The organism is Rhodoferax sp. (genome assembly GCF_028689295.1).
In the GTDB taxonomy this organism is placed as follows: Bacteria; Pseudomonadota; Gammaproteobacteria; order Burkholderiales; family Burkholderiaceae_C; genus Rhodoferax.
Genome location: NZ_JAQTWL010000011.1, coordinates 43,984 through 61,608, shown reverse-complemented (window position 1 = coordinate 61,608; position 17,625 = coordinate 43,984). Strand labels below are relative to the sequence as shown.

General features: G+C 62.8%; 9 protein-coding genes and 1 pseudogene. 6 read left to right on the top strand and 4 right to left on the bottom strand.

Annotated features, from left to right (window positions below):
- Positions 1–18: 18 nt before the first annotated feature.
- Complete coding sequence (locus PHF15_RS10880) at positions 19–2,292, bottom strand: EAL domain-containing protein (protein ID WP_300121075.1); 2,274 nt, start codon at positions 2,290–2,292, stop codon at positions 19–21.
- A gap of 171 nt (positions 2,293–2,463) precedes the next feature.
- On the opposite strand from PHF15_RS10880, the gene PHF15_RS10875 reads away from it, so the two are divergent.
- The 6 genes and pseudogenes from PHF15_RS10875 to PHF15_RS10850 all read left to right on the top strand — a co-directional run.
- Positions 2,464–4,896: an ATP-binding protein gene (locus PHF15_RS10875; RefSeq protein ID WP_300121073.1), complete on the top strand. Its 2,433-nt coding sequence runs from the start codon at positions 2,464–2,466 to the stop codon at positions 4,894–4,896.
- A gap of 75 nt (positions 4,897–4,971) precedes the next feature.
- The gene (locus tag PHF15_RS10870) at positions 4,972–7,899 is read left to right on the top strand and encodes an aconitate hydratase (RefSeq protein WP_300121071.1); all 2,928 of its coding nucleotides are present in this window, start codon (positions 4,972–4,974) and stop codon (positions 7,897–7,899) included.
- Positions 7,900–7,942: 43 nt separating this feature from the next.
- Positions 7,943–9,310, top strand: coding sequence for a class II fumarate hydratase (locus PHF15_RS10865; RefSeq protein WP_300121069.1), 1,368 nt, complete (start codon positions 7,943–7,945; stop codon positions 9,308–9,310).
- A gap of 104 nt (positions 9,311–9,414) precedes the next feature.
- Positions 9,415–9,771: a hypothetical protein gene (locus PHF15_RS10860; RefSeq protein WP_300121067.1), complete on the top strand. Its 357-nt coding sequence runs from the start codon at positions 9,415–9,417 to the stop codon at positions 9,769–9,771.
- 29 nt (positions 9,772–9,800) lie between these two features.
- Positions 9,801–9,959 carry a DUF3309 family protein gene (locus PHF15_RS10855; RefSeq protein WP_300121065.1) on the top strand — a complete coding sequence of 53 codons (159 nt, stop codon included), beginning with the start codon at positions 9,801–9,803 and terminating at the stop codon, positions 9,957–9,959.
- 56 nt (positions 9,960–10,015) lie between these two features.
- Positions 10,016–10,216, top strand: a pseudogene (locus tag PHF15_RS10850) (DUF302 domain-containing protein); the annotation flags it as partial.
- Between the two features lie 10 nt (positions 10,217–10,226).
- Here PHF15_RS10850 and PHF15_RS10845 read toward each other — a convergent pair.
- From PHF15_RS10845 to PHF15_RS10835, 3 genes are all read right to left on the bottom strand, one after another.
- A complete protein-coding gene (locus PHF15_RS10845; protein ID WP_300121063.1) occupies positions 10,227–11,450 on the bottom strand; it encodes a PAS domain-containing sensor histidine kinase in 1,224 nt (407 codons plus the stop codon).
- Positions 11,440–14,439, bottom strand: a complete 3,000-nt coding sequence (locus PHF15_RS10840; protein WP_300121061.1) for a chemotaxis protein CheB — start codon at positions 14,437–14,439, stop codon at positions 11,440–11,442. Before PHF15_RS10840 ends, PHF15_RS10845 begins: the two co-directional genes overlap by 11 nt.
- 81 nt (positions 14,440–14,520) lie before the next feature.
- Positions 14,521–17,553: a PAS domain S-box protein gene (locus PHF15_RS10835; RefSeq protein ID WP_300121059.1), complete on the bottom strand. Its 3,033-nt coding sequence runs from the start codon at positions 17,551–17,553 to the stop codon at positions 14,521–14,523.
- Positions 17,554–17,625: the final 72 nt, after the last annotated feature.

Genomic DNA, 17,625 nt, shown 5'->3' with positions numbered 1-17,625 from the left:
CTGCGTCAACGACAGCCGTTATTCGCGCCAGGCGGCTTCGGGCTGCCAACTGGCGGCCCAGGCGGGCAGATCGGCCGCGGGCATGGGACGCGCAATCCCGAAGCCCTGCGCCAGCTCGCAGCCCATTTGCAGCAGCAGGGTGCCGTGCGCGATGGTTTCGACGCCCTCGGCAATCACCGCGCAGCGAAAGGCACCGGCCAGCCGGATGATGCCTTCCAGAATCGCCTGGTCCTCCGGGTCGTCGATGACGCCGCGCACAAAGCTCTGGTCGATCTTGAGCAGCGCCACCCGCAAGCGCCTCAAATAGGTCAGCGAAGAGTAACCGGTGCCAAAGTCATCGAGGGCAAACTTCACCCCCATCTGGCGGCAGGTCTCGATCAGCTGCGCCACATAGACCACGTCCTGCAAGGCGCTGGTTTCGAGTATTTCCAGCGTCAGATCTGCCGGGCGCACCTCGGGGTGGCCCGCGAGCAGGGCCGCCAGGCGCACCACAAAGTCCGGCTGCTGCAATTGGTAGGCACCCACGTTCACGCTGACAGGCAGTTGCAGCCCCTGGGCCTGCCACGCGCCGATTTGGGTCAGGGCGGTGTCGATCACCCATTCACCCACCTCAACGGCCAGCGGGTGATCTTCAAACACCGGCAAGAACGCAGCCGGCGGCAGCAACCCGCGGGTGGGATGTTGCCAGCGAATCAGCGCCTCGGCGCCCACCAGCTGGCCGCTACGCATGTTCACCTTGGGCTGGTAGTACAAGACAAATTCGTGCTCGAGCAGGGCCTGGCGCCCGCGGACCAGGTCTTCGTGCAGGTCGCGCAGGCTGGCTTCCTGCTTGACATCGAACAACTGGTAGCGGTTTTTGCCCGCCAGCTTGGCCTGGTACATGGCCTGGTCGGCCTGGCGCAGCAACTGGTCGGCCTCGATCTCCTGGGCCTGCGGGTAAAAGGTGACCCCCAGGCTGGCCGAAACCTGAATCGGCTGCTCGCCATAGGTCAGGGCTTGGGCGGCGGCGTCGAGCAGGCGCTCCAGCAGCGGCAGGCTCGCCGTCATGCTGTCGAGGTTGACCAGCACGGCAACAAACTCATCACCGCCAATGCGCGCCAGCGTATCACCCTCGCGCACCACCTGCTGCATGCGCCGGGCAATATCGACCAGCAACAGGTCGCCAGCCTCATGGCCAAAACGGTCGTTGATGGTCTTGAAGCCGTCCAGGTCAATAAATACCACCGCCAGGCTTTTTCCGCTGCGCCGCGCCAGCGCCATGGCCTGCTTCAAGCGGTCGGCATTCAGCGCTCGGTTGGGCAGGCCGGTCAACACATCGTAGTAGGCCATGTGTACAAGCTGTTGCTCGTGCGACTTGATGCCTGTGATGTCAAAAAACAGTCCCACATAACGCTGCACCTCGCCTTGGGCGTCGCGCACAGCGCTGATGGTCAGCAACTCGGCATAGACCTCGCCGTTCTTGCGCCGGTTCCAGATCTCACCGTGCCAGTAGCCGCAGCTTGTCAGTTCATGCCACATCCTGACGTAGAAGTCCGGGCTCTGCCGGCCCGAGTTCAACAGGTGCGGGTTGTGCCCGAGAACGTCGGCGCTGGCATACCCGGTGATGCGGCAAAAGGCTTCATTGACTTCGGTGATCTTGCCCTGCGAATCGGTCACCACAATGCCCTCGCCGGCATGCCTGAACACGCTGGCTGCCTGTTGCAGCTTGTCAGCCACCTGCCTGCGCTCGGTGATGTCGCTCAGCACCAGGCGCAGCATTGTGGCGCCGTCGTCGCCGGGCACCGCCATCGCGGCCAGGTTGGCCCAAAAGAGCGCGCCATCCGCGCGAAACATGCGCAGCTCGATCACCAGTGACCCACCGTACGCCAGCAACTGTTTGCGAAACAGGTAAAAGCTGTCCTGGTCTTCATGCTGAATGAAGTGGTGCATGTTCTGAAGAATCAGCTTGTCGCGCGTGACACCCAACATGCTCGCCATGGTGAGGTTGGCCTGGCTGATCAGTCCCTCGGCATTGACCGTGCAATAGCCCACCGGGGCCATGTCATAAAAGTCGAAATAACGCGCCTGCGACCTGTCCAGCGCCTGTAGCGCGCGCTGCAACTCGTCGTTTTGCATCTCCAGTTCGATCTGGTGCACTTGCAGTTCATGAAGCAACTGCTGCGTGGCTTCGGCGGTGCGCATGGTCTCGCTCGCCGGCACGCGCGCCCACCGCTCGGCAAAGTGCGCCTCGGCGCGTTGGCGAAGCGACTTCTCGTTATCTGTCGAGGGTTGAGAATCAGGCCGTGTGAACATTCAGTGTTGTTCGTTGGTTTCCCTGCCGTTTTTGAGATGTGGAGCATTCTAGACCGCAACACTGTCGCGCCGCTACGGCGGCAGCAAGTTGACACAAGCATGCGACATGTCAATGTTTTGATTGCAAATTGGATCAAGACTGAGCGCCTGATCATCTTCCTGACACGAACCATGGCCCTTGCCAACCTGGCCCCATCTGACCTGGCCCTCACCATTGCCCCCGAAGCGCTCGGCTTCGCGGACACCTCCGAGCTGCTGCAGCAACCGCTGCCCTGGATCGGGCAGGCGCGGGCCGAGACCGCGGCGCGCTTTGGCCTGACCATGGACCAGCCCGACTACAACCTGTTTGTGCTGGGTGAGGTCGGCAGCGGCCGCTCGACGCTGCTGCAGCAGGTGATGCGCGAGGTGGCGGCCACCAAGGCGGTGCCACCCGATCTGTGCTACCTGCACAACTTCGACGCGCCAGAGAAGCCGCGCGCGTTGCGCATGCCGCCCGGCCAGGGCAAGCTGCTGCGCCAGCTCATGGCACAAATGAGCAAGACGCTGCAAAAGGAGATTCCGCAACGGCTTGACGGCCCTGATTTCAAGGCCGAAAGTGAGCACCTTGAAAAATCCTATAAACGGGAGGAATCCGAAGCCTACGCCGAACTCGACGCGTTTGCCGAGGCCAGAAACTTTGCGCTGTACCGGGAGGACGGGCACCTGATCTTTACCCTGCTGGGCGCCAAGGGCCGGGCGCTGACCGAAAGCGAGGCGCGCTCGCTGCCCAAGGAGCAACGCGCCCAGGTCGAGCAGGCCGAGCAGGAACTGCGTTCCGAGATTGCCCGCTACCTTGACAGGATCCGTCCCATTGAACGACTCAAGAACGATGGTCTGGCCGCGCTGCGGCGCCAGACCATCAAGCCGCTGCTGGAACACGAGTTGCAAGAGATAAAGCTGGAGCTCAAGAAGCAGATCAAGGACGCGGTCAAGCTGGGCCATTACCTCGACCGGGTGATGCAGGACGTGCTGGACAACCTGGACGCCTTTCGCGTGGCCGATGCCGATGCCGGGCTGGACGACGAGCTGCGCCAGGAGGAACTGGCCACTGTGTTGGCGCGCTACCGGGTCAACCTGGTGGTGGACAATGAGGAATTGCGTGGCGCGCCGGTGATCATCGAAGACAACCCCTCGTTCCACAGCCTGTTCGGCAGCATCGAGTACCAGGCCGAAGAGGACGTGCTGCTCACCGATTTCTCGCGCATCCGCGCCGGCAGCCTGCTCAAGGCGCACGGTGGTTTTCTCATGCTGCATGTGCGCGACCTGCTGAGCGACGAGCTGGTGTGGGAAAAATTGCGCCGCTTTTCGCGCACCGGGCGCTTGCAGATCGAAGAACCGATGCAAATGATCGCCCCCATGGCCAGCGTGTCGCTGGTGCCGGAGGCGCTTGACATCAGTGTCAAGATCGTGCTGATTGGCGCCACCGAGGAGTACTACCTGCTCCAGGAGGCCGATCCCGAGTTCGCCCGGCGCTTTCGCGTCAAGGTGGATTTTGCCGAGAGCTTTGCCGCCAGCGCGCAAACCTATGCCGCCTCTGCCGTGTTTGTCTCGCACACCTGCCAGCGCCTGGGCCTGCCCCATTTCACGGCCGCCGCCGTGGCGCAATTGCTGCAGGACGCGCACCGCGAGGTCGATGACCAAACGCGCCAAAGCGCCACCTTTGCCCGCATGGAGGCGCTGGTAATGGAATCAGCGGCGGTTTGCAGGGCTCGCGCGGGCACAAGAGTGGACGGCTCCGATGTGAGCGCCGCGTTGCAGGCGCGCCAGTGGCGTCACAACTACCCCGACCAGCGCATGCAGGAGACCATCACCGACGGCGAGCGGCTGATCAGCCTGCAGGGCGAAAAGACCGGCCAGATCAACGGCCTGACGCAGATCGACCTGGGCGACTACCGCTTTGGTTTTCCGGTGCGGGTCACGGCGCACACCTCGGCCGGCGAGGACGGCCTGATCAACGTCGAGCGCGAGGTGGCGCTGTCTGGCCCGATCCACGACAAGGGCGTGCTGATTCTGCAAAGCTACCTGTCCACCCTCTTTGCCGCCCAGGCGCCGCTGGCGCTCAATGCCACCCTCGTGTTCGAGCAGGAGTACCACGGCATCGAGGGCGACTCGGCGTCGTGCGCCGAGCTGTACGCGCTGCTGTCGTGCCTGTCCGGGCTGGCGCTCAAGCAAGGCATTGCCGTGACCGGCGCCGTCAACCAGCACGGCGAGGTGCTGCCGGTGGGCGGCATCAACGAAAAAATTGAGGGGTTCTTCAGGATTTGCAATACCGCCGGGCTCACCGGCCAGCAGGGCGTGCTGATTCCCCAGCGCAACCGGCGCCACCTGATGCTGTCCGGCGATGTGACACAAGCCGTGGCGCAGGGCCGGTTTCACATCTACACGGCAGAGCATGTGAGCGAAGGCATTGAATTGCTGACCGGCCAAGCCAGCGGCCTGCCCGGCACGGCCAGCGGCTACGCGCCGGACACGGTGTTGGGCCTGGCCCAGAATACGCTGCAGGCATACCGCCAAGCCTGCCAACTGGCCGATCACTCCAAGACGGGGCGCAAGCGCAGGCGTTGACGTGAAGCAACATCATCGTCAGGGCCATTGACCAACTGCCAGAATTTCTCTTGCCAACCCTTCCAGGAGTCCATCATGTCGCATGCTTTTGCCTCCACCCTCAAACCTTTCACCACCGATTCGGGCAAGATTGGCCAGTGTTATTCGTTGCCGGCGCTGGCCGGACAATTTCCCGCCGTGAGCCGCCTGCCGGTGTCGATGCGCATTGTGCTCGAAGCCGTGCTGCGCCACTGCGACGGCCGCAAAGTCACCGCCGAACATGTGGCCCAGGTGGCCAATTGGCAGGCCAATGCGGCGCGCACCGACGAAATCCCGTTGGTCGTCTCGCGCGTGGTGCTGCAAGACTTCACCGGGGTGCCACTGCTGGCGGACCTGGCGGCCATGCGCAGCACGGCGCAGCGCCTCGGGCTCGACCCCAAGCGCATCGAGCCGCTGGTGCCGGTGGACCTGGTGGTGGACCACTCGGTCATGGTGGACCACTATGGCACGAAAGACGCGCTCGACCTGAACATGAAGCTGGAGTTTCAGCGCAACCGCGAGCGCTACGAGTTCATGAAATGGGGCATGCAGGCCTTTGACACATTTCGCGTGGTGCCACCGGGCTTTGGCATCGTGCACCAGATCAATCTGGAGTACCTGGCGCGTGGCGTCCACAAGGGTCCGGCCAATGTCTATTACCCCGACACGCTGGTCGGCACCGACAGCCACACCACCATGATCAACGGTATTGGCGTGGTCGGCTGGGGCGTGGGTGGCATCGAGGCCGAGGCCGCCATGCTGGGCCAGCCGGTGTACCTGCTCACGCCCGACGTGGTGGGCGTTGAATTGACCGGTTGCCTGCGCGCGGGCGTGACCGCCACCGACTTGGTGCTCACTGTCACGCAGATGCTGCGCCAGCGCAAGGTGGTAGGCAAGTTTGTCGAATTTTTTGGCGCAGGCACGCGTACCCTGGCCGTGCCCGACCGCGCCACCATCGGCAACATGGCGCCCGAATATGGCGCCACCATGGGCTTCTTCCCGGTGGACGACAAGACCATCGACTACTTCTTGGGCACTGGCCGCACGACGGATGAGGTTGAGGCTTTTGAGGCCTACTTCAAGGCGCAGGGCCTGTTCGGCGTACCGTTGGCCGGCGAGATCGACTATTCGGAGGTGGTCAAGCTCGACCTGAGTGCTGTCACCCCCAGCCTGGCCGGCCCCAAGCGCCCACAAGACCGCATCGAGCTGGGCCAGGTGGCCAGCCAGTTCGCCTCGCTCTTTAGCAAGCCGAATGCCGAGATCGGGTTCAACCAGAGCGCCGAGCGCCTCACGCAGCGCTACCCGGTGAATTGTGGCGCGGGCGAGTCGGCGGGCCAGGCGCCGCCGCTGGCACCCGGCGCCCGGCGTGACGTCGAAGAGATGGTGAGCAACCGGCCAGCGCTGGCGGCGGTAGAGGTGCCATCTTCGGTGGTGTGCGACATCAAGGCGTCGGCAAAAGCCGGGTTCACCTTGGGCCATGGCGACGTGCTGATCGCCGCCATCACCAGTTGCACCAACACCTCCAACCCCAGTGTCCTGCTGGCGGCAGGCCTGTTGGCCAAAAAGGCGGTCGAGGCGGGCATCACGGTGCAGCCGCACATCAAGACCTCGCTCGCGCCGGGTTCGCGCATCGTCACCGAATACCTCACGCATACCGGCTTGCTGCCCTACCTCGAGAAGCTCGGCTTTGCCCTGGCGGGCTACGGCTGCACCACCTGCATCGGCAATTCTGGCGACCTGACGCCCGAGTTCAACGCCGCCATTAGCCAGCACGACCTGGTCTGCGCGGCAGTGCTGTCGGGCAACCGCAACTTCGAGGCGCGCATTCACCCCAGCATCAAAGCCAATTTTCTGGCCAGCCCGCCGCTGGTGGTGGCTTATGCGATTGCCGGCACGGTGCTGCGCGACCTGATGACCGAGCCGGTCGGGCAGGGCAGCGGCGGCAAAGACGTGTACCTGGCCGACATCTGGCCCGGCAGCGACGAGATCCAGGCCCTGCTGGCCTACGCCATGAATGGCAAGGCGTATCGGGAAAACTACGCGCGCATTGCCACCGAGCCCGGCCCACTGTGGGAAGCCATCACCGGCGTCACCGGCACCTGCTACAGCTGGCCCAGGAGCACCTACATTGCCGAGCCGCCGTTCTTTGCCGCATTCAGCCTGCAAGAGGGTGCATCTGACACCGTGAATGCGGACGCCGCAGCGCCGGAAAACGCCGAGTCGGTGCGCGGTGCACGCATCATGGCGCTGTTTGGCGATTCAATCACCACCGACCATATTTCTCCGGCGGGCAACATTGCGGCGAGTTCACCCGCTGGCCAGTGGCTGCTGGCGCACGGCGTGCAACAAGCCGACTTCAACTCATACGGAGCACGGCGCGGTAACCATGACGTCATGGTGCGCGGCACCTTTGCCAATGTGCGCATCAAGAACCTGATGCTTCCCGCCCAGGCGGATGGTTCGCGCATCGAAGGCGGCTGGACGCTGTACCATGCGACCGCCGGCCAGCAGGGCGCTGCGGCCAGTGCCGAGAAGATGTCCATTTTTGACGCAGCCACCCGCTATCTGGCCGCAGGCACGCCGACCGTGGTGTTCGCCGGTGAGGAATATGGCACCGGCTCCAGCCGCGACTGGGCCGCCAAAGGCACGCAACTGCTGGGCATCAGGGCGGTCGTGGCGCAGAGTTTTGAGCGTATCCACCGCAGCAACCTGGTGGGCATGGGTGTGTTGCCGCTGCAGTTCAAGGCCGGAGACAGCTGGCAGCGCCTGGGGCTGACCGGCAATGAGCAGATCGACATCGTGGCCGATGTCGATCTGCACCCGCAAAGCGATGCGCAACTGGTAGTCACCCGCGCCGATGGCAGTCGCACGGCTGTCACGGTGCGACTGCGCATCGACACCCCGATCGAGGTTGACTACTACCGGGCCGGCGGCATCCTGCCTTTTGTGCTGCGGCAACTGCTGCAGAATACCTCCGGGAAATGAGCGCGACGCTTGATTTTTTGCGCCAATGTATTAGGCTTTGAACATGACACGCACACGCCTTGAATCCGACAGTTTTGGTTCAATAGAAGTGCCTTTTGATGCGCTTTGGGGTGCACAGACGGCGCGCAGCCTGCACTTTTTTGCCATTGGTGAGCAGCGCATGCCATTGCCTGTGATTCATGCACTGGCATGGGTCAAGTGGGCGGCGGCCAGCGTCAATGGCGAGCTCAATTTGCTCGATGCCGGCAAGTCACAGGCCATTGCCAACGCCGCACAGCGTGTCGCCACGGGCGAGTTCGATGCGCAGTTTCCGCTGTCGGTCTGGCAAACCGGCTCCGGCACACAGAGCAACATGAATGTGAATGAGGTGGTGGCGCATCTGGCCGGACCACAGATTCACCCAAATGACGACGTCAACCTGGGCCAGTCGTCCAACGACGTGTTTCCCAGTGCCATGCACATTGCCGTGGCGTTGCAGGCCAAATCAACCCTGCAACCCGCGCTTGCGGCCTTGCGCAGTGCCCTGGGCGTCAAGGCAGCCGCCTTCAGTGGCATCCTCAAAATAGGCCGCACCCACTTGCAGGACGCCACACCGATCACACTGGGTCAGGAATTCGGCGGTTATGACGCGCAACTGGCACTGTGCGACAACGGCATCAAGCACGCCCTGCTGGCCGTGCACCGGCTGGCCCTGGGTGGCACAGCGGTGGGCACCGGCCTGAATACCCACCCACAGTTCGGCGCGCGCGTGACGGCCATGCTCGGCAAAAAGCTCGAGTTGCCGCTGCGGCAGACCGACAATCTGTTTGCCGCCCTGGCCGGGCACGAAGCGCTGGTGGCTTTTCACTCCAGCCTGAAAACACTGGCCATTGCCCTGACCAAGATCGGCAACGACATCCGCCTGATGGGCAGCGGGCCGCGCGCGGGCCTGGGCGAGCTGCAACTGCCGCAAAACGAGCCCGGCAGCTCCATCATGCCCGGCAAGGTGAACCCCACTCAAATTGAGGCACTGACCATGGTGTGCGCGCAAGTGATGGGCCATGACGCAGCCATCGGCTTTGCCGCCAGCCAGGGCCAGTTTGAGCTCAACGTTTACAAACCGCTGATCATTTTTGACGCGCTCGATAGCCTGCGCCTGCTGACCGACACGATGCAGAGCTTTACCCGACACTGCGTGACGGGCATCACCGTGAATACGGCGCGTGTGCAGGCGCTGTTGCAAAGCTCGCTGATGCTGGTTACGGCCTTGACACCGCATATTGGTTACGACCGCGCCGCACAAATTGCCAAGCATGCCCACTCCCATGGCAGCACGCTGCGCGCAGCGGCGCTGGCGCTGGGTGCCGTCAGCGCCGAGCAATTCGATGCCTGGGTTGACGTGAAACACATGCTCGGTCCGCACGCTGGCTGAATCTGTGCGTTCGGTTCGCCATCGCACAGATGGGCGCAAGCTGCGCCCTTAAGCTGCGAATGTGGTGGATGACGCCACATTGATTCACTCTTCAAGGATTTCAAATGAAAAAAACAACACTGATTCTGGCGCTTCTCGCAACCCTCGGCCTGGCTGCCTGCGACCGACCAGCCACCGTGGTCAATGTTCCCGTCCCTGTGGCTGTGCCGGGTCCTGCGGGTCCTGCCGGAGCCACCGGGGATACCGGCGCCACGGGCAATACCGGCAATACCGGCAATACCGGTAGCGCTGGCAACACGGGTGCCACAGGCAGCACAGGCAGCACAGGCAGCACAGGCGACACGGGTAGCACGGGCTACACCGGTGCCACGGGCGACACAGGAGCCACGGGCAAAACCGGCAAGTCTGGCGATAGCACCACCATCATCGTGATGCCACCCGCTTCTGCACCCACCAATTAATCCAAACCAACCACTTCAAGGAGAATCCCATGGGCCTAGGAACCATCGTGCTGATTGTGCTGATTCTGATGCTGGTTGGCGTCATCCCGGCCTGGCCGCATAGCCGGGGCTGGGGTTACGGACCCAGCGGCGGCCTGGGCCTGGTGGTGATCATCATCATCGTGCTGCTGTTGATGGGGCGCATCTGACCGCTTGCCCGGCAGGGTGAAAGAAGTTCAACCCGGAGCCTCATCCGGGGCAGGCGGCCAAAGTGATGGCCATCGATATGCGGCTGAACATGGCCTTGCCGTGTCGCATCTCGGTGTACACAGAAAAAGGCAGCACCCAAATCGGCCTGATCAGGCCCGTGCCCATGCTTGCCGTCTTGTCACAGGACGCCTCGCTGCTGCAAGTGGCCGAAGAAGTTGAGAAAAAACTATTGGCGATGGTTGAAGAGGCTCAATAAGCCTGGCCGCTTACGTCTCTGCGAGCTTGAGTTCAAACCAGAACTCGCTGCCCTCGCCTTCGATGCTCTCCACGCCCATCTCACCGCCCATGGACGTGACCAGGCGCTGGCTCACCACCAGACCGATGCCCGTGCCCTTGGTGTTGCCGACCTCCTGACCCAGCCGGTTGAACGGCTGGAACAGGTGGGCAAGCTGCTGCCTTGACAAACCCGCCCCCGAATCGCGCACGCTGATGCGCACCTTGCCGTCTTCCGGGGCACGCCACGACACTTCCACAGAGCCGCCCACTTTGTTGTATTTGATGGCATTGGACAGCAGGTTGATCATCACCTGCTTGAGGCGGGTCGGGTCGGCCTGCACGCAGCAGGCACCGGGTAGTTTGGAAAAAACGAGGTGCACGTCACGGACTCGCGCCAGGGGTTCGACCAGGGTCTGGCAGTCCAGCAGCACGGGGGCCAAGGCCACAACTTCCATATTCAGGGCTGCATGTCCCGACTCAACCGTGGCCAGGTCGAGAATGTCGTTGATCAGGGACAGCAGATACCAGCCGCCCTTGATGATCTGATCCAGGCTGGCCTGCTGGCTCGGTGTGGGCGCTGGCGTGCCGACCTCCATGAGTTGTGCAAAACCCAGAATGGCATTCAGCGGCGAGCGCAGTTCGTGACTCATGCTCGACAGGAACTCGGATTTGGCCAGATTGGCCCGGTCGGCCTGCAGCCGGGCAAGCTCCAGATTCTGGTTGGTCTCCTGTAACACTTCTTGAAGATGCTTGCGTTCCGAGATGTCGCTCATGATCATGCGCAAATCAGTCTCTTTGATGTCGGCCCGCACCGCGCTCACATTGAGCTTGACCCACCGGGTGACACCATCGTCACGCAGCACCTGCAGTTCGCAGCTTTGGGTCTGCCCGGTTTCCAGCAGTTGTCGGTGGCATTGGTAGTAGATGTCCTGATACGTTCTGACAATGAAGCGGCTCAAGGGCTGTTTGACCAGCGCACTGCGGACCAGGCCCAGCAGTGTTGCCGCGCTCAGATTGGCCTCCACAATCAACCCGTTGGCAGCCACCGTGAGGTAACCCACCGGCGCCAGATCATACAAATCAAAATAGCGCGCGTGCGACAACTCAAGCGCCACCTGCGCCCGGCGCAGTTCCTCATTTTGCAATTGCAGCTCGATCTGATGCACCTGCAGGTCGTGCATCAGTTGAGCGGTGTTGACGGATTCAATCGTCATGGCAGGCACTGACACGCTCGGTGGTGGCAATGGCATAGACCTGACCGGCTTCATCGAGCAGCGCGGTGGCAGTGAGGGCCACGTCCAGCACGCGGCCGTCCCGTGTCAGGCGCCGGGTCTTGAAGGGCGCCAGGGTTTGCGCTTCACTGAGCTGGCGCACTTGCGCCAATGCCCGCTCCTGAAGCTCGATCGGAATCCGCTCGCGCACATTCATTTGCAGGGCCTCGGCTTCGGTCCAGCCATACAGGTGTTCAGCGCCCGGATTCCAGGCAATGATGCGACCGTCCAGCCCCTGCACCGTGATGGCATCGTGCGCATCCCGCACCACCACCGCCAGGCGCAGCAGCGCATTGGCTTTTTGCAGTGCCTCGCGGCTGCGCTTGACCTCGGTGATCTCGACAAAGGTGATCACGGCGCCCTCGATCACATTGTCGAGCGTGCGGTAGGGCAGGATGCGCAGGGTGTAGCACTTGCCGTCGTTGGATTGCACCTCGGCCTCTTTCGGGGCCAGCGTCCTGAGCACCTGCTGCACGTCGGCCACCAGCGTGGTGTAACCCACCAGGTTGTTCACGATGTGCGACACCGGGCGGCCCACATCGCTCAAAATCAGGTTGATGATGCTGCTGACCGCTGGCGTAAAACGCATGATGCGCAGGCTGTGGTCAACAAAAATGGTGGCAATGCCGGTGCCCGCCAGCAGGTTGTTCATGTCGTTGTTGGCGCGTGACAGGTCGGCCACCTTGGCTTGCAGTTCGGTGTTGACGGTGCTGAGTTCCTCGTTGATCGACTGCATTTCCTCCTTGGAGGTCTCCAGTTCCTCGTTGGTGCTTTGCAGCTCTTCGTTGACCGACTGCATTTCCTCGTTGCTGGACTTGAGCTCCTCGTTGGTGGTTTCCAGCTCTTCGTTGGCGGCGCGCAGGTACTCCTCCTTGGCCTGCAGCTCTTCATTGAGCTCGGCAATCTGGGCGCTGTCGGTTTTGCTGGCGGACGCTTTGGGGGCTGGCACTGACACGGCCGTGGCCTCGGTCGCCGATGCCTCTGGCGCAATTTCCAGCACCACCAGGTACAGCGGCGACTCCAGTGCGCCGGACGGACCGCCCAGCACCGGGCAAACGCTCAGATTCACCGGCGTGAAGTGGCCGTTGGTCTTGACGCGCACGCCCAGGGCCTGCGAGGTGCTGCGGCTGGTGGCCGCCTTGTGCAGGGTCACGGTCAGGTCGCGACGCAAGCCTTCGCGCGCCATTTTCAGAATGTTGTAAATGCCGGCCACGCCGGGCGCGGGCTCCAGGTACATGCCGGTGCGGCCGTGCAGGTAGAGAATGTCGCCACTGCCGTTGACCAGCGCGGCCACCGCCGCCACGTGTTGCAGCAGGGCATGCTCGGTCAGCTCGCGCAGCGAGAGTGCGGGCAGCGGCGCGGTTTTGTCAGCAGACTTGGCCAGGCTTTTTTGTACCAGCGGCGGCAAGAAACGGCCCAGCGCGGCGCGCTGCGCGCCCTGGAAATCTTCCTTGCGCTGGTAGATCTTGGCCTTGCGGTCGAGCACGGCAAACAGGTCGCCCTGCTCCCCGGCGGTCTCAGAGGTGCCCAAGAACAGGATGCCGCCGGGCTGCAGCGCGTAGTGGAACAGCGAGATCAGTTTCTTTTGCAGCTCGGCGCCCAGATAAATCATCAGGTTGCGGCAACTGATGAGGTCGAGCTTGGAAAACGGCGGGTCCTTGATGATGTCGTGCTCCGAAAACACCAGCAGGTCGCGAATCCCCTTGTGCACGCGGTAGGCGCTGCCGCCGGGTTCCAGCGTAAAAAACCGCGCCAGCCGCTCCGGCGTGATGTCATCGGCAATGCTGACCGGGTAAACACCAGCGCGGGCCACCGCAATGGCCCGGCTGTCGATGTCGGTGGCAAACACCTGCAGCTTGTAGCTTGCCCTGAGCAACTCAAGCCGCTCCTGCAGCAGGATGGCCATCGAATACGCCTCTTCGCCGGTGGAGCAACCGGTGCACCAGACGCGCACGGCAGCGCCCACTGGCTTGCCCTCGAACAGTTTGGGGATGACTTGCACCTCCAGCGCCGCAAAGGCGTCGGGGTCGCGGAAAAAATTGGTCACGCCGATCAGCATGTCATTGAACAGCGCCTGCACCTCAACCGGGGTTTGCTGCACATATTTGACGTAGGCGTCAATGCCCTCGATCTGGTGCACCGCCATGCGTCGCTCGATGCGGCGGTAGATGGTGCTGGGCTTGTACTGGGAAAAGTCGTGCCCGGTCTGGGTGCGCAGCAGGACAAATATTTTCTTCAGGGCGTTCTCGCTGAGCGGCTCGGCGGCCCTGATGCGATGGGCCGGCCGGGAAAAGGCATGCGCCGTGTAGGCCATGAGTTGGGCCGCCATTTCCGCCGGGGGCATTTCAAAGTCCACCAGGCCCGTGGCCAGCGCGCTTTGCGGCATGCCGTCGAACTCGCTCGAGGCCGGGGTTTGCACCATCACCATACCGCCCTCGGCCTTGATGGCGCGCACCCCCAGTGTGCCGTCGCTGCCGGTGCCCGAGAGCACGATGCCGATGGCGCGCTCATGCTGGTCCAAGGCCAGCGAGCGAAACAGAAAATCGATCGGCAGGCGGTGGCCACGCGGCGCGGCAGGCTCCAGCAACTGCAGCGTGCCGTGCAAAAAAGCCATGTCGCGGTTGGGCGGGATGATGTAGGCGTGGTTGGCTTGCACCACCATGCCGTCCACCACCTCCGACACCTGCATGCGGGTGCGACGCTGGATCAGCTCGGTCAGCAGACTTTTGTGGTCGGGGTCGAGGTGCTGCACCAGCACAAAGGCCATGCCGGGTTCCACATCGGGCGGCATGCCAGAGAAAAAAGCTTCTATCGCCGCCAGGCCACCAGCCGAGGCGCCGATACCGACGATGGGAAAGGACAGCGACAGGGCCGGCACCAGCGCCTTGTCAGCGTCTGGCTCCTTGGCTTTGACTTTTGGGCGCGTGGCCATGGGATTCTCCAATGTCAGGGCCGGCGGCCTGGTAATACAACAGCTCGCAGTGTAGTGCGGGCTTTCTACGTGGTTTGGCGGCTATGGCACACGGGCGTCGGCGAGTGCCAGGCCCTCGTCGAGCGCCGCCATGAACTCCTGCACCCGGATCGGCTTGGTGACGTAGCGAAAAAAGCCGGCTTCCATGCCTTTTTCAATGTCACGCGGCATGGCGTTGGCGCTCAGCGCCAACACCGGAATATGCCGGGTGGTGGCGTCGGCCTGCAAAATCGCCAGCGCCTGCATGCCACTGATGCCGGGCAGGTTGATGTCCATCAAAATCAGGTCGGGCTGGTGCGCCCGTGCCATGGCAATGCCACGTGTGGCATCCGGGGCGCCCAGCAAGCGCATGTCGGGGCGGCGCGCAACCAGTTGCTCCACCAGCGCCATGTTGGCCTTGCTGTCTTCCACATACAGCAGGGTGCGCAATGCGGTACCCGCTGGCGTGGGGGTTTCCGGCAAGGCAGGCGGCAGCCCTTCGTTTTCGACCAGCTGCGGCGCCGAGGCAGCGTCGAGCTCGAACCAGAACACACTGCCCACGCCGACGCTGCTGGTGACGCCAATTTCACCGCCCATCAGCTCCACCAGCTGGCGGCTCACCACCAGGCCGATGCCGGTGCCCTCCTCGGCGCCCGCCTCTTGCCCGAGTCGGTTGAACGGCTGGAACAATTGCGCAATTTTGAGCGGCGCCAGCCCTTCGCCGCTGTCACGCACGCTGATGCGAAGGCGCCCGGCAGAGTGCGTCCTGTAGGTCACTTCGGCGGTCCCGTTGGGGCGGTTGTATTTGATGGCGTTGGAGAGCAAATTCACCAGCACCTGCTTGAGCCGGGTGCGGTCGGCGATGACAAAGCAGTCGTCGTCAACGGGTGCAAACTTGATGCGAATGCCCTTTTGCTGGGCCTGCGGCTCAATCATGGCCTGGCAGTCCTGCAGCACGCCGTGCAACGAAGTAGGCTCCAGCGACAACGACAAGCGGCCGGACTCGATCAGGGCCAGGTCCAGAATCTCGTTGATCAGCTTGAGCAAATACCAGCCGGCCGTGAGAATCTGGCCGACGCTGGCGGACTGTGCCGGCGAGGGTGGCGGCTCGCCCGACTCCAGCAACTGGGCAAAGCCCAGGATGGCGTTGAGCGGCGAGCGCAGCTCGTGGCTCATGCTGGAGAGAAAGTCCGACTTGGCCTGGTTGGCATGGTCGGCCACGCGGCGGGCGCGCTCCAGTTCGACATTCTTGTTTTGCAGCACCAGGTCGAGCCGCGCACGCTCGGCCTCGACCTGCTTGCGCGCGGTGTTGTCGGTGCCGATCAGCAGGTAGCCGATGATGCTGCCCTGCTCGTCGCGCAGCGCGGTGACCGAGACCACGGCGGGGAAGCGGCTGCCGTCCTTGCGGATGTAGGTGAGCTCGTAAATGTCTTCAATGCCGCGCGAGGCCTTGAACACCAGCGCCTCGAAACCGGGGCTGATGTCGGTCTCAAGCTCGGCGCTCAAGGATTTGGCCCGGGCGATGACCTCCTGCGGGTCAGAAATATCGGCCGGGGTGATCTTGTTCATCACCTCGGCGGCGGTGTAGCCCAGCATGCGCTCGGCTCCCACATTGAAAATCTGGATCACGCCCTTGGCATCGGTGGCAATGCTGGAGAAGTTGGCGCTGTCAAAAATGGCTTTCTGCAGGGCACCCGCTTCGCGCAGTGCCTCTTCGGCCGCTTTGCGCGCGGTGTTGTCGGTGCCAATCAGCAAGTAGCCGATGATGCTGCCCTGCTCGTCGCGCAGCGCAGTGACCGAGACCACGGCGGGGAAACGGCTGCCGTCCTTGCGGATGTAGGTGAGTTCGTAAATGTCTTCAATACCGCGCGAGGCCTTGAACACCAGCGCCTCGAAGCCGGGGCTGATGTCGGTCTCAAGCTCGGCGCTCAAGGATTTGGCCCGGGCGATGACCTCCTGCGGGTCAGAAATATCGGCCGGGGTGATCTTGTTCATCACCTCGGCGGCGGTGTAGCCCAGCATGCGCTCGGCTCCCACATTGAAAATCTGGATCACGCCCTTGGCATCGGTGGCGACGCTGGCGAAAACCGCGCTGTCGAAAATTGCTTTTTGCAGGGCGCCCGCCTTGCGCAGCGCCTCTTCGGCCTGCTTGCGCGCGCTGATGTCGCGCAAGATGCCGGTGAAGTAGCGCTGGCCGCCCAGCGTCATTTCGCTTACCGCGATCTCCAGCGGAAAAGAGCTGCCGTCCTTGCGCAGGCCAATGACTTCACGACCGACCCCAATTGCCCGCGCCTCGTCGCTGACCCCGTAATACGCCAGCGAGCCGTTGTGATGGTCCCGGTCAAGCTCGGGAATCAGCAAACTCAGGTGTTTGCCATCAAGTTCGTCAGCGCTGTAGCCAAACATGAGTTCGATGGCCGGATTCACGGTTTCGATGATGCCACCATGGGCGTGAATGGTCACCAGGCCATCCGCCACCGTATTGAGAATGGTCTGCAACAGTGCCGCGCTGTCGCGCAGTGACTGTTGCACCGCGTATTCCTCGGAGATATTGCGAAACACCAGCACCGCGCCCACCACCAGACCATCAGCGGAGCGGATCGGAGCACAACTGTCGGCGATGTCAAATTCGCGCGCGTCGCGAGCAATCAGCACCGTGTGGTTGGCCAGGCCCTGAATGGTGCCGTGTGCCAAAGTGTCTGCCACAGGAATTTTGGTCAGCGCGCGGGTTTCCTTGTTGATGATGTGAAACACTTCATCGATCGGTTGCCCGACAGCCTGCGCCTGCGTCCAGCCAGTCAGCGCCTCAGCCACCGGATTGAGCAGCGTGACGCACGCGGCGGCATCGGTGGCAATCACGGCGTCGCCAATCGAATTGAGCGTGACCCAGAGCCGTTGCTCGCTCTCCTGCAAGTGGTGATTGGCCTGCTCCAGCAGTTGGTTGCTGGTTTCCTGCGCCTGCAGCAATTGCATTGTCTCGCTTTGCACCAGTTGGTTGACACGCTGCCGGGATCTTTGCAGGATCAGATAGGCAAACAACCCGGCAAGCGCCAACGCCAGCACGGCAACGGCAGACAAGTAACTAAAAATTGACATGCCCCTAGCATACCGGGCGCCACGTCGGCGTCTGTGTGTTGGCGCACAGAACTAATGCCCGCCTGCGCCAAC